Below are 12,818 nucleotides of genomic sequence, written 5' to 3'. Positions count from 1 at the left end.
ATGGTGTGTCCAGTTATATTTATCCCGCTCTGTGCGGGTTTACTGAATACTTACGCAAACAGGAACAGTGAAATGGTTTAACGCAGAAAAAGGCTTTGGTTTTATCCAGGTTGAAGGCGGCGAAGACGTATTCGTGCATTTCAGCGCGATCGTCGGTGATGGTTTCAAATCGCTCGATGAAGGTCAACAGGTGGAATTTAACGTGGTCCAAGGCAACCGAGGACAGCAAGCTGAGAATGTCGTAAAACTGTAGATCAGTCCATGCTCCCCAAACCTGCGGTTTGGGGATTTTTTTATCAAAGGGACGCATATGAAGGCTTATTAAGATAAGGGGGAATGTCCATTGAATTATTCTTGGAATAGACCGCTGGAAAATTTGCCTGAAGAAATGACCACCATCTGGTCCTGTGTGAAAGAAGAATGCAACGGTTGGATAAGGGCCAGTTTCTCGTTCAACGAAGTTCCCATTTGCTCGCATTGCAAGTCATCCATGATCAGCAGCAAAAAAATCCTGCCGATATTAATCTCGTCGGATCAGCAAATAAAACTTCACAGGAAGAACCAACGAACAGGTGCAATATCGTAGTATGGTTACGGGGCGAGCTCTCGGGTGACCGATTGGTACACAGGCCGCAGCCGCTCATTGATCCGCAAACCGGCGGCTGCTACGACGGCATTCATTCAACCGGATAGAACTTTAATGAAAGATCGGAGAGTATCATTTCCTACTCGATTGCCCATCTGGTGATGCATCATGGTATTGCTGGAGAGCATTATGCACAGCAGTGTATTGAAGGGCAATATTTTGATCCAACCCGTCGCCCGAAACACAGCGGCCAGCATTCTTTTTGCGGCGCTGTCCATAGAAAAATTTCACGGTGAATCACTAATGGTTGTATTGCCTTCCCGCCGGATGGGACGAACACACATAAGCATAGGACACCGTATCTAGGCATCCGTTTACCTAGAAGCTTAAATAAGGGTTCGCTTCCATTTATAAAATCCGCTCCTGGGCGAATTTTTCCCTTTCCCGATTCGTCACGGTTCGCCTCCACCAATACCATGTGAAGAGACACTATAATTAGGTGTCTTTTTGCTTTGTATGCGTATGATATGAACTGAAAATGAATATACTACATAGTGTACATTATGTACATAATCTAGTACAATGGAGGCGAGGGAGGGATGATGATGCAAACAGTACTTAACGCTACAGAAGTAAGAGCGAATTTCGGCGAATTTATTGATACTATTGTGAGGGAGAAGCCTCAAGCCATTAAACGGAACAGAGATGTCATTATGGCGTTCTCAAAGAAGCAAATGAAAGAATTGCTATCCGTGTACGAGTTTACATTTGAATTTGAGCAGGATGAAGATGGCCGGTACGCTGGATCCATAGAGCAAATTGAGGATATTGTTGCGGACGCAGAGACATTGGATGAACTCAGAATCGAACTGGCTAGGTACTTGGTGGAGTATGCAATTGATTACGAGAATAATTATTCCCGATATTACAACACGCCGAATCGACATAAACATGCTCCATACGTCTTACGCGTTTTGTTGGAAGACGATGTTGAATCGGTTGCACAGATGTTCCATGCCTAGCTGGAGCGATTTAGAGAGTTTTTTAAGACGGGATGGCTGGGTTATGGTAAGACAGAATGGTCGAGACAAGATTTATGAGAAGACGTTGCCAGACGGCGAAATTCTAAGAACTGCAGTTTCAAAAGGAACAGGTGAGATCGGTAAAGGATTGTTTAATCGGATTTTAAAACAGCAGCTTAGAGTAGACAAAGAGTACTTCAATTCGAAGAAGTAGGTTAGACAATTGGGGAGTTGCTCTGGGGACATCAAATCCGTGACTACACCCGTAGAAGCCTGTGTGGCGTTGTCTTCGGACAGGGGTTCGGCTCTCCTTGTCTTTACCATGTAAATCCACAACCGCATGAGGTTATGGATTTTTGCTATCAAAGCGCTTGCTTACTGACCTTCATTTAATTGGAGAGAGTGAATACGATGCGACAACTTATGGACGAACTGATTGATGCCTATCTAGATAACAACTTTGAGCATCCTTATTTTCTGGAGTTGCAAACCGGAGAAGTGGTTTTGGACATGGACGAAATCTATACAGGTGAACCGGGTATCGACTGGGAGGATGAGGAGAATACGGATCGTTATGCGGATGTTCCCAAGATTCAAGGATACACTTTCGCAACTGGATATTTGGGACGAGTGGAACCATTTTGAGCGTCAGTATGCGGAGGAGGTCATTAAATCTTGGATGGAGCGACATGCACTTAATTACGAAGAGTGGGCCGAACGATACAGGAACAATCAGTCCTGACTCCAACATCATGAAGGGGCCATTCGTATGAATAGACAAGAGATACACCAAAAGGTTCGCCGCGCCGTACACCAACTGATCCAAGAAAAAGGATATGCAAGTCCTTTGGATTTATTTTTAAAAATGGAAAAGATCTCTCATAAGCTTGTGGAGGAATGGCGCTTTGGAAGGGTTCCCTATCTGGAGAGGGTTCTTTATGGCAATCTGGCGCAATTCAGTTTTATCATGGCTTGGTTTCTCGTCCATCCCCTATATTGTTCGATCCGACGGGAGTACAGTTAGGCCTCATTGAATACAAATAAAATTATCTGCCCATTTTCATTAAGTATATGGTATAATCTTCTTAATCTTGGTGGTGAAGCACACCCCTGGCCGGACGCGCCGTCGTCCTGTCAGGGGTTTTGTTTTGTCTGCCAAAATTCATAGGGGGGGATTAATGATGATGAAGCCAGTACGATTATACGATCGGCCCGAAGCGTTTGCGGAAATGGTCGTTCGGCAAGTGAAGAGCAGTATAAACGTTCATATCGTCCAAAAGGAAGAAGACCCGTTGCTGCTTGAAATCAATGTCGGTTCGGAAGAAGAGAAGGAGATGGCGCAGGTCAGCTTGCACAGTACGTTTCTAACGTATATGCGCAGCGGGGATTTGAATACGGCCGTGGATTATTTGAACGGGATCATCCACTGTTCGACGGAGCTTCAAAACAAAGCGGCTCTGGAACCCATCGATCCTGCATGCTTATATCCGGCGTTGAGGGATAGCCTGTTTGTGAAGGAAGCTGCACGCGGCATGGAATTGCTGACGGAGGAAATCCTTCCCGGTCTTCATGTTGTATACCTTGAGCTTAAGCAGGGGTACTCCAAGATGATCAACCGATCTTTGCTGGAATCTCAACCGCGGTGGACCGAGGAGAGAATCAGGCGCGTCGCTTACCGCAATCTAAAATCTGAGGGATGGACCCCGCCGAATCTGTCCCTGCCCAGTCCGTTTCGTCAGTCATGCACGGTGGATGTATTCCTGGATAATCCGTTTCCGAGCGAATGCCAGCTGTTGGTGCCGGAGTTATATGAAGGCCACATACCGGGTTGTTGTGTATTCGCTTTTCCTAATCGCCGAACCACCCTGCTTATGCGCTCGGAAGAACGGATGGAAACGGCATCCGAGGCCTTGCGTTTAGTACAGAAATCACGGTTCAACGATGTCGTCCGTAGAAGCTACAGGCTTATGCCGCACCCGGTCTCTGAGCGCATTTACTTTTCGCGTAAAGGAAAAGTTGTACAATTGGAAATAAAGCAGCCTTAGGTGACCGTAGCGGTGTTGGTGTGAATGGATTTGAGCAATGTGGCCGCACGTTTGCTGGGAGGGGTCCACACGAAAAAAGCGCACTCAACGGCCGGCGGCTATGTTAAAATTTCTATATCAATGGGAGAAACGACTCAGCAGGGAGACGGGGGACGGCATGTATAAAATAGTGCTTGTAGACGACGAAGCGGGCGTCCGGGAAAGCATCAGAAGAAGGATCGCGTGGAAGGAGCACGGCTTCGAATGCGTGGCCGATTGCGAGAACGGCTTCGAGGCGCTGGAGGCGGCCGAGCGGTACGCGCCGAATGTCGTGCTGACCGATATCAACATGCCGTTTATGGACGGGCTCGAGCTGACGCGGCAGCTGTCTAAGCGGTACTCGAACACGAAGGTTATTATCCTTACCGGCTTCGACGATTTCGAATACGCACAGCAGGCCGTGAAGCTGAAAGTAAACGATTTTATTTTGAAACCGATTACAGCCGGAGAACTGACGGCAGTTCTGGACAAATTACGCGCCGAGCTGGATGAAGAGAAGTGCCGGAAGGAGGATCTGGAGCGGCTCAGGCGTCAGCTGCATGAGAGCATGCCGGTGCTCCGGGAACGGTTCCTGGAACGGATGGTCAGCACCGACTTAAGCGCACGCGAGATGGAGGAGCGGATCTCTTATTTCATGCTGCCGCTTAAGGGGCCCGATTACCTCGTGTTGGCGGCAGATGCGGACCGTTTCGGGGACAAGCGGCATGAGGGGGAACGTGAGCTGCTGCGGTTCGCCGTCTACAATATCGTGCAGGAGATCGCCGGGCGCGAGCCGGGGACAGCCGTGTTCCGCACCCGGGAAGAGAAGATCGTATGCATCCTGTCCGGAGAAGAGGGCGGCGCCCTGAATGACAAGGCGCAGCAGATTGCCGAGGACATCCGCCATTCCGTCGAGACGTATCTGCGTTTTACCGTCACAGTCGGCATAGGACGCCCGGTGGCGGACCTGCAGGAGCTGCGCCAGGCCTACCGGTCCGCGGTGTCGGCGCTTGACTACCGGCTTATGCTCGGCACGAACCGGGTCATCAGCATTACCGACATGGAAGGGCGCCGGTCGGACGGAGCCTCCTTGCCAACGTCATGTGAGAAGGCTCTCATCGTCGGCGTGAAGACCGGTACCCGAGAGGAAGTCCGGCGCGCGATCGCGGAGATCATTTTACATCTGAAGACTTCAAATCTGCCGATCGAACATTGTTATATTCGCATCCAGAAGATCATCCTTTCGCTCCTGCAGGCATTGGACGAGTTGGGCGGCGGCGCGCCGGAGCCGTTCGGGGACCGGGTGAACCCGCTCACCCACATCTACTCGTTCAAAACGCTGGAGGACATCGAAGGCTGGCTGAGCGATACGTGCTTGCGGGCCATCGGCCGGATCTCGGAGGCTCGCAACGATTTCAGCGAGACACAGATCCGTAAGGCGGAAGCCTTCATCAAGGAGCATTACCGGGACGAAGGCCTGTCGCTGAAGGCGGTATGCCGGGAGGTCCATATGAGCGGCAGCTACTTCAGCGCGCTGTTCAAGCAGCACACCGGCAAGACGTTCATCGAGTACCTGACCGCACAGCGGATGGAGAAAGCCCGGGAGCTGCTCAAATTTTCGGACCTGAAAACCTACGAGATTGCCGCTCGGGTAGGCTATGCGGATCCGCATTATTTCAGCGTCCTGTTCAAGAAAACGACCGGCGAGACGCCTTCCGAATTCCGCCAGCGAACGGCGGTGGGCGGGCTGTGATCCTTCTTAATGTATTTCGTTTCAAAAGCATTCAGTCGAACATCGCCGCCGCATTCGCCGTGCTCATTCTGATTACGGCGGTCTTCATGGCCGTCATTTCCTATCAGCTGTCCGCGGCCGCCGTGCAGGATACGGCGGAGAATTTTACCGGAGAGCTGATCGGACAGGTCAATGCCAACATCCAGTCGTATGTGACGAATATGGAGAATATTTCGCTTCTGGTGCTGAATCATCGCCCCGTGAGGGAATATTTGTCCATCGGCAAGGGAGATGAAGGAGCCATCTCCGATTTTTTTCGGACGATCATGATTTCCCGCAAGGACATCGCCTCCATCAGCGCATTCGGCTATGAGGGCGGGCGGTTTTTGTCCGATGCGCGGGAAAAGGATTTGAACCCGTATGTGAACCTTGAGGAGCAGGATTGGTACCGCGACGCGCGCGCGGCCGGCGGACGGACGGTCGTGTCGCCTTCACATGTGCAGCCGGTTTTCGATGATGAGTATCGATGGGTCGTGTCGCTAAGCCGCGAGATCCGGAGCGCCGACAACTCCCGGGGGCTGGGCGTGCTGCTTGTGGATCTGAACTTCAGCGTCATCAACGACATCGTCAGCAGGATCGAGCTGGGCAAGCGCGGCTACGTGTTTATCGTGGATAATGAGGGCAATATCGTCTACCATCCGCAGCAGCAGCTCATCTACAGCCGTCTGAAGACGGAGGCGATCGACCGGGTATTGGGCGTGCAGAGCGGCACGTTCATCTCGGATGACGGCGGAGAGAGCAAGATGTATACGGTCCAAGACTCGGAATTCGGGTGGAAAATCGTCGGCGTTTCCTACACGAACGAGCTGAACGGCAACCGGCGGGAGATGCAGCTGTCGTTCGCGGCGTTGTGCGTCTTCAGTCTTTTGGCCGCACTGATCCTCTCCGTCCTGCTGTCCCGCAACCTGTCGAAGCCGATCCACCAGCTGCAGGAGCACATGAAGGAAGTGGAGAAAGGCAACTTCGATATCCAGGTGCCCGTCGACCCGTCGAAGGAGATCGGCCGGCTCGCCCGAACCTTCAATCTCATGGTGTCCCGGATCCGGGAGCTGATGGGTCAGGTCGTGAAGGAGCAGGAGATCAAGCGGCGCAGCGAGCTGAATGCCTTGCAGTCGCAGATCAATCCGCATTTTCTTTACAACACGCTGGATTCGATCATCTGGATGGCAGAGGAGAAGAAATCCGAGGAAGTCGTGCTCATGACGTCCGCCCTCGCCCGCCTGTTCCGCGCTTCCATCAGCAAAGGCAAGGAGCTGGTGCCGATCCGGACGGAGATCGAGCATATAACGAATTACCTGACGATTCAAAAAATGCGGTACCGCGACAAGCTGGATTTTCAGATTGAGGCGGATCCCGCGATACTCCCGTATCTGACGCTGAAGGTGACGCTGCAGCCGCTTGTGGAAAATGCCATCTATCACGGCATCAAGAACAAATACGGCACGGGGACGATTCGGATTACGGGTGAGAAAATCGGGGGACGCATCCTGCTTCGGGTCCACGACAATGGCGTGGGCATGGACGCCGAAACGGTTGCGAGGCTGCTTGCGCCGGGAGGCTTTGGGTACCGGGAGGGCAAGGGCGTCGGGGTGACCAACGTGCATGAGCGCATCCGCCTGTACTTCGGCCACGAGTTCGGGTTGACGGTTGAGAGCAAGCCGGATGCGGGTACGACCGTCACGGTCGCGATCGCCGCGCTTCACACGGACGACATCGGTGAGAAGGAGGCGGCTGCCGAATGGCAAGAAAGGGAACATTAATCCGCTCGTTGACCGTGCTGGCCGCGGGTGCGGCTTTGCTGGCTGCGGCACTGTATTGGATTCCGGAGCTGCGCGGCGGCTCTCCGGATCGGACACGCATCACGGTGATCATTAAATCGCAGACGCAGAGCATGGAGTTCTGGGAGGTGCTGAGCGACGGCGTCGAGGTTGCGGCGCGGGAGTTCGATGTCGATGTGGACATCGTCGGACCGGATAGGGAGACCCAGATCGAACGGCAGATCGAGCTTGTGGAGCAGGCGTTGAGGGATAAGCCCGATGCCGTCGTGATGGCCGCCACCGATTATAACCGGCTGGTGCCGTATGCGGAGCGGGTCGACGCGGCCGGCATTCCGGTGCTCACCGTCGATTCCGCTCTGAACAGCGATGTGACGCGAAGCTTCATCGCCACCGACAATATGGAAGCGGGCCGCAAGGTGGGAATGAAAATGGCGGAGCTGGCCGGTGATCGGCCCAGGTCCAAAATCGCGATCATCAGCTTTGTGCGCGGCACCTCGTCACAAATCGACCGCGAGCTTGGCGTCCGGGCCGTGCTTGAGGACGATGAGCGTTTTGAAATCGTCGGCACCTATTACAGTGACGGCGACGAGGAGAAGGCGTACGAGACGACGAAGCAATTGCTGCTCAAGCATACCGACCTAACCGGAATCGTGGGCCTGAATGAACCGTCCAGCGTCGGTGCCGGGCGGGCGATCAAAGAGCTGGGCGCCGTCGGCCGGATCACGCTGGTCGGCTTCGACAGCTCGATCGACGAGGTGAAGCTGCTCGAGGAGGGCGTTATGCAGGCGACCGTCGTGCAGCGGCCCTTCAATATGGGCTACCTGGGCGTCAAGACGGCGGTCGAGGTGCTGCGCGGCGTGAAGGTACCCAAGCGTATAGACACCGGCTCCGTCGTCATCACGAAGGACAATATATACGAAGAGGAGAATCAGAAGCTGCTGTTTCCGTTTGTGGAACGGTGAAGTGGCGGCTGTTCTTCCTTGACGTGCGCTCTCCCGATTGGCTTGGGAGGGCCTTTTTGTGCGGAAGCCTGTCCGATTTCGCACATCGGAGAATATTGACCTTTTTGAAGAAGATATTCAATTCCGGCTCTGTAAGAAATCGCTTACAATTTCCGTATTAAAGGCTAACGGATTCTGATTGGCGGGGTGAGAGAATGAGCGGGCGGTTGGTTTTGATGGAGGGCATACACAAATCTTTCCCTGGGGTAAAAGCGCTTAACAACTGTCGTTTCGAGCTGCTGGCCGGCGAGGTTCATGCGCTGGTGGGCGAGAACGGAGCGGGCAAGTCGACGCTGATGAAGGTGCTGACCGGTGTCTATACGAAGGATGAAGGCCGTATCGTCTATTTGGGCAAGGAAACGGAAATTCCGGATACGAAAACCGCGCAGGATCTCGGCATCAGCATCATCCACCAGGAATTGAACCTGGCGCCGGATCTGACCGCGGCACAGAATATTTACATCGGACGGGAGCCGCGCGCATTCAAGCTGTTCCTGGACGAAGGGAAGCTGAAGGAGCAAGTCAGGGCGCTGTTCAAGCGGATGAACCTGAACCTCGATCCGGACACGCAAGTGTCCGACCTGACGGTGGCGAAGCAGCAGATGGTCGAGATTGCGAAAGCGCTCTCGTTCAACGCAAGGGTGCTGATCATGGACGAGCCGACTGCGGCGCTGAGCGAGAGCGAAATCGACGACCTGTTCGCGATCATCGACGAGCTGAAAAGGAACGGCGTAGGCATCATTTACATCTCTCATCGCATGGACGAGATGAAGCGGATCACCGACCGGATTACGGTCATGCGCGACGGCAACTACATCGGCACCGTCCGCACGGCGGAGGTGACGAACGACCGGATCATCGCCATGATGGTCGGCCGGGAGATCTACCATGAATCGACGCCGAGTTCGCGGGCTGCCCGCGAGGAAACGGTGCTGGAAGTGAAAGGGCTGAACCGGGGGAGCGTGCTGAAGGACGTCGGGTTCTCGCTGCGCAGAGGCGAGATTCTCGGCTTCGCCGGACTGATCGGCGCCGGACGGACGGAGGTCGCGCGGGCGGTGTTCGGCGCGGACCGGATTGATTCGGGCGAGATTGCCGTACACGGCCGAAAGGTCTCGATCAAGAGCCCGGTCGACGCGGTCAAGCACGGAATCGGTTACTTGTCGGAGGACCGCAAGCGGTACGGCTGTCTGGTCGACCTCGATGTGAAATCGAACGTCGCGATTGCCAGCTATCGAAAATTCGCCGGTCCGCTCGGCTTCATGAAGAGCCGCAGGATCGCGAACGTATCCGAGAAGGTGGTCGACATGATGAAGGTGAGGACGCCGGGTATCGACCAGGAAGTGAGGTTCCTGTCGGGCGGCAACCAGCAGAAGGTCGTTATCGGCAAATGGCTGACGAGGGATTGCGACATCCTGATCTTCGACGAACCGACGCGCGGCATCGACGTCGGCGCCAAGAGCGAGATCTACAGGCTCCTCGACGAGCTTGCGGACCAAGGCAAATCGATCATCATGATTTCATCCGAGCTGCCGGAGATTCTCCGCATGAGCCACCGCGTCATCGTGATGTGCGAAGGCCGCATCACGGGTGAGCTGAGCCGCGGGGAAGCGACGCAGGAGCGGATCATGGAGCTGGCCACCAGACGTTTGCACAAAGGGGAGGTTGCGATATGAAGCTTTCCGTCGCCGGAAATCCGGTGCGGGTGAAGTCGGGCGCGCTGCAGCAGCTGCTTGCTTTTGCCAGCCTGGTCGTGTTGGTTGTCGTGTTCACCTTGTCTTCCGAAAACTTCTTTCAATTCTCGAACGTCAAAGGCATTCTGCTCTCCACCGCGGTCATCGGGGTGCTGGCGCTCGGATCGACTTTCGTCATCATCACCGGGGGCATCGACCTCTCCGTAGGCACAGTGATGACCTTAAGCGCCGTGATGACTGGCGTGCTCATCACCTTCTGGGGCGTGTCCGTGCCGCTCGGCATTGCTGGCGGGATTCTGACGGGCGCCCTCTGCGGACTGCTGTCGGGACTGAGCATTGCGAAGCTGAAGATTCCGCCTTTCATCGCGACGCTCGCCATGATGATGATCGCCAAAGGACTCGCGCTCGTCATCTCGGGCACGAAGCCGATCTACTTCAACGACAGCCCGGGCTTCACCAATATCGCGCTAGCCTCCGAACTTGGCAAGATCATTCCGGGCTTCGATATCCCGAATGCCGTGCTGATTTTCTTCCTTGCCGCCGTCATCGGCAGCGTGCTGCTCGCGAAAACAATCGTCGGCCGCTACAATTTCGCGCTCGGCAGCAACGAGGAAGCGACCCGCTTGTCGGGGGTTAACGTGGATTTCTGGAAAATCGCCATCTACACGATCACAGGCGTCTTCACCGGTCTGGCCGGCGTGCTTATGGCCTCCCGACTCAACTCGGCGCAGCCTGCGCTAGGTGCGGGGTATGAGCTGGAGGCTATCGCGGCCGTCGTCATCGGCGGCACATCGCTGAGCGGCGGCAAAGGCACGATCATCGGCACGGTCATCGGCGCACTTATCATGAGTGTCCTGACCAACGGGCTGCGTATTCTGTCCGTACCCCAGGAGTGGCAGACGGTCGTCGTCGGCTTCGTCATCCTGCTCGCGGTATACGCCGACATCCTGCGGCGCCGCAAGAAAGCCTGACCGCGCATCAACCTACATTCTGCAAGGCCTCCCGGCAATCGCCGGTCCCGATCGGCGGCAGGGAGTCTCTATACAATTCAACGAGCCAAAGGGGAGAATCCGGTATGAAAAAGATTTCGATTCTTATGATGCTGCTGCTGGTCTCGGTTGTCATCCTGAGCGCATGCGGCGGCAACAACGCCGCGAATAACACGGGCGGCAACGCGGCGAACAACGGAGGCAACAAGGCAGGCGCTGCAGATGAAGGCGCATCCGAGCCCGCGGCGGAAGGCAGCAACGCGGCGACTGCAGGCGGCGACGGCGACAAGCTGTATATTCCGATCATCTCCAAAGGGTTCCAGCACCAGTTCTGGCAGGCGGTCAAGACGGGTGCCGAAAAAGCGGCCAACGAGCTCGGCGTGGAAATCACCTTTGAAGGACCGGAGACCGAAGCCCAGGTGGATAAGCAGATTGAGATGCTGCAAGCAGCGCTCGACAAGAAGCCGGACGCCATCGGCTTCGCGGCTCTGGACAGTCAGGCGGCGATTCCGTTGCTGCAGCAAGCGAAGGACGGCAATATCCCGGTCATCGCATTCGACTCCGGCGTGGAGAGCGACATCCCGGTTACTACGGCATCGACGGATAACCTCGCGGCAGCCGCGCTGGCGGCCGACAAGATGGCCGAACTGATCGGCGGCAAAGGCCAGGTGGCCCTGATTGTGCACGACCAGACGAGCCGCACGGGCATCGACCGCCGCGACGGCTTCGTGAACCGGATCAAAGAGAAATACCCGGATATCGAAATCGTCGATATCCAGTACGGCGGCGGCGACCAGCTGAAATCGACCGACCTTGCGAAAGCGATCATGCAGGCTTATCCCGACCTGAAAGGCTTTTTCGGCGCCAATGAAGGATCCGCAATCGGCGTCATCAACGCGGTATCCGAAATGGGCATGAACGGCAAAATCACGGTCGTCGGCTACGACTCGGGCAAGCAGCAGATCGACGCGATCAAGAGCGGAGCAATGGCAGGCGCCATCACGCAGAACCCGATCGGCATCGGCTACGAGACGGTAAAAGCGGCTGTCGCGGCGGTGAAGGGCGAGACGGTTGAAAAGAACATCGACACCGGTTTCTTCTGGTACGACAAGACGAACATCGACAGCGAAGAAATCAAAGCCGTCCTGTACGAATAGTGCGGCAGCCCGTTTGGCGGGAGCAGAGCGAGGGGCTATGACCTCGCTCTGCTCCTTTTTAAACGAAACAAGGGAGAGAAGCGCGAATGGAAATCTATGTCGACACAGCGAATCTGGATCAGATTCGGGAGGCGGTATCGCTCGGCATCCTGGACGGCGTAACGACTAATCCGTCGATTATCGCCAAGGAAAAACGGAACTTCAAGGAGATGATCGCGAGAATCGCGGAGCTCGTCCCTGCGCCGGGGAAGGTGTGGTGTGAGGTCATCGGCACGGATGCCGACACCATGGTGAGGGAGGCGCTGGATATGCAAACCTGGGCCTCCCGCGTCGTTGTGAAGCTGCCGATGGGCGCGGAGGGCGTTAAGGCGGCAAGCCGCTTGTCTAAGGAAGGCGTAGAGACGAATATGACGCTGGTATACTCGGTGCCCCAGGCGCTGCTGGCCGCCAAGGCGGGCGTCTCGTATGTGAGTCCCTATCTCGGACGGGTTGACGATGTGGGCTGGTCGGGCGCCACGTTGATCGGAGACATCGTAAAAGCGTACGCCGCCTTCGGGCTGAACACGAAGGTGATTGCCGCCAGCATCCGCGGGCCGCAGCAGGTGCTGGATATGTTCCGCGTCGGCGTCGATGCGGTCACAATGTCTTACCCCGTGCTGGAGGCAATGCTGAACCATCCGATGACGGAGCTCGGGCTGAACCAGTTCCTGCGGGACTGGAAGGAATCGGGCATCTAAGA

The 12,818-nt window shown here is 55.4% G+C and carries 14 protein-coding genes; all 14 read left to right on the top strand.

Features of this window, described 5'->3' with window-relative positions:
- Positions 1-46 precede the first annotated feature (46 nt).
- The 14 genes from RWM61_RS02135 to fsa all read left to right on the top strand — a co-directional run bounded on the left by RWM61_RS02135 (position 47) and on the right by fsa (position 12,816).
- Entirely contained in the window at positions 47-253 is a 207-nt protein-coding gene (locus RWM61_RS02135; RefSeq protein WP_313996880.1) for a cold-shock protein, read from the top strand.
- 135 nt (positions 254-388) lie between these two features.
- A complete protein-coding gene (locus RWM61_RS02130; protein ID WP_313996878.1) occupies positions 389-586 on the top strand; it encodes a cold-inducible protein YdjO-related protein in 198 nt (65 codons plus the stop codon).
- Positions 587-1,185: 599 nt separating this feature from the next.
- The gene (locus RWM61_RS02125; RefSeq protein ID WP_313996861.1) at positions 1,186-1,608 is read left to right on the top strand and encodes a hypothetical protein; all 423 of its coding nucleotides are present in this window, start codon (positions 1,186-1,188) and stop codon (positions 1,606-1,608) included.
- The gene (locus tag RWM61_RS02120; protein WP_313996858.1) at positions 1,538-1,822 is read left to right on the top strand and encodes a type II toxin-antitoxin system HicA family toxin; all 285 of its coding nucleotides are present in this window, start codon (positions 1,538-1,540) and stop codon (positions 1,820-1,822) included. The genes RWM61_RS02125 and RWM61_RS02120 overlap by 71 nt, the downstream gene beginning before the upstream one ends.
- Positions 1,823-2,031: 209 nt before the next feature.
- Complete coding sequence (locus RWM61_RS02115; protein ID WP_313996857.1) at positions 2,032-2,253, top strand: hypothetical protein; 222 nt, start codon at positions 2,032-2,034, stop codon at positions 2,251-2,253.
- 124 nt (positions 2,254-2,377) lie between these two features.
- On the top strand, positions 2,378-2,632 hold the full coding sequence (locus tag RWM61_RS02110) for a hypothetical protein (RefSeq protein WP_313996855.1): 255 nt from the start codon (positions 2,378-2,380) through the stop codon (positions 2,630-2,632).
- Positions 2,633-2,789: 157 nt separating this feature from the next.
- Positions 2,790-3,653: a DUF1444 family protein gene (locus RWM61_RS02105; RefSeq protein ID WP_313996853.1), complete on the top strand. Its 864-nt coding sequence runs from the start codon at positions 2,790-2,792 to the stop codon at positions 3,651-3,653.
- A 157-nt stretch (positions 3,654-3,810) separates the two neighbouring features.
- Positions 3,811-5,424, top strand: a complete 1,614-nt coding sequence (locus RWM61_RS02100) for a response regulator (protein WP_313996850.1) — start codon at positions 3,811-3,813, stop codon at positions 5,422-5,424.
- Entirely contained in the window at positions 5,421-7,223 is a 1,803-nt protein-coding gene (locus RWM61_RS02095) for a sensor histidine kinase (RefSeq protein WP_313996848.1), read from the top strand. Before RWM61_RS02100 ends, RWM61_RS02095 begins: the two co-directional genes overlap by 4 nt.
- Complete coding sequence (locus RWM61_RS02090) at positions 7,202-8,203, top strand: substrate-binding domain-containing protein (RefSeq protein WP_313996846.1); 1,002 nt, start codon at positions 7,202-7,204, stop codon at positions 8,201-8,203. Before RWM61_RS02095 ends, RWM61_RS02090 begins: the two co-directional genes overlap by 22 nt.
- A gap of 194 nt (positions 8,204-8,397) precedes the next feature.
- Positions 8,398-9,915, top strand: coding sequence for a sugar ABC transporter ATP-binding protein (locus RWM61_RS02085; protein ID WP_313996844.1), 1,518 nt, complete (start codon positions 8,398-8,400; stop codon positions 9,913-9,915).
- Positions 9,912-10,904 (top strand): ABC transporter permease, encoded by a 993-nt coding sequence (locus RWM61_RS02080; protein WP_313996841.1) that lies wholly within the window; start codon positions 9,912-9,914, stop codon positions 10,902-10,904. Before RWM61_RS02085 ends, RWM61_RS02080 begins: the two co-directional genes overlap by 4 nt.
- 104 nt (positions 10,905-11,008) lie before the next feature.
- The gene (locus tag RWM61_RS02075; RefSeq protein ID WP_313996839.1) at positions 11,009-12,079 is read left to right on the top strand and encodes an ABC transporter substrate-binding protein; all 1,071 of its coding nucleotides are present in this window, start codon (positions 11,009-11,011) and stop codon (positions 12,077-12,079) included.
- A gap of 86 nt (positions 12,080-12,165) precedes the next feature.
- Positions 12,166-12,816 (top strand): fructose-6-phosphate aldolase, encoded by a 651-nt coding sequence (fsa, locus tag RWM61_RS02070; protein WP_313996837.1) that lies wholly within the window; start codon positions 12,166-12,168, stop codon positions 12,814-12,816.
- The last annotated feature ends 2 nt before the right edge of the window (positions 12,817-12,818 follow it).

It is taken from the genome of uncultured Paenibacillus sp., from assembly GCF_963515335.1.
Classification (GTDB): domain Bacteria; phylum Bacillota; class Bacilli; order Paenibacillales; family Paenibacillaceae; genus Paenibacillus_I.
The sequence above is the reverse complement of the archived record's forward strand: the minus strand, read 5'-3'. Positions and strand labels throughout refer to the sequence as shown.

Coding starts and splice junctions, on each gene's coding strand:
- RWM61_RS02130 (WP_313996878.1), top strand. CDS start 389: ATGACCACCATCTGGTCCTGTGTGAAAGAAGAATGCAACGGTTGGATA.
- RWM61_RS02090 (WP_313996846.1), top strand. CDS start 7,202: ATGGCAAGAAAGGGAACATTAATCCGCTCGTTGACCGTGCTGGCCGCG.
- fsa (WP_313996837.1), top strand. CDS start 12,166: ATGGAAATCTATGTCGACACAGCGAATCTGGATCAGATTCGGGAGGCG.
- RWM61_RS02100 (WP_313996850.1), top strand. CDS start 3,811: ATGTATAAAATAGTGCTTGTAGACGACGAAGCGGGCGTCCGGGAAAGC.
- RWM61_RS02125 (WP_313996861.1), top strand. CDS start 1,186: ATGATGATGCAAACAGTACTTAACGCTACAGAAGTAAGAGCGAATTTC.
- RWM61_RS02105 (WP_313996853.1), top strand. CDS start 2,790: ATGATGAAGCCAGTACGATTATACGATCGGCCCGAAGCGTTTGCGGAA.
- RWM61_RS02115 (WP_313996857.1), top strand. CDS start 2,032: ATGGACGAACTGATTGATGCCTATCTAGATAACAACTTTGAGCATCCT.
- RWM61_RS02085 (WP_313996844.1), top strand. CDS start 8,398: ATGAGCGGGCGGTTGGTTTTGATGGAGGGCATACACAAATCTTTCCCT.
- RWM61_RS02075 (WP_313996839.1), top strand. CDS start 11,009: ATGAAAAAGATTTCGATTCTTATGATGCTGCTGCTGGTCTCGGTTGTC.
- RWM61_RS02120 (WP_313996858.1), top strand. CDS start 1,538: ATGCTCCATACGTCTTACGCGTTTTGTTGGAAGACGATGTTGAATCGG.
- RWM61_RS02080 (WP_313996841.1), top strand. CDS start 9,912: ATGAAGCTTTCCGTCGCCGGAAATCCGGTGCGGGTGAAGTCGGGCGCG.
- RWM61_RS02110 (WP_313996855.1), top strand. CDS start 2,378: ATGAATAGACAAGAGATACACCAAAAGGTTCGCCGCGCCGTACACCAA.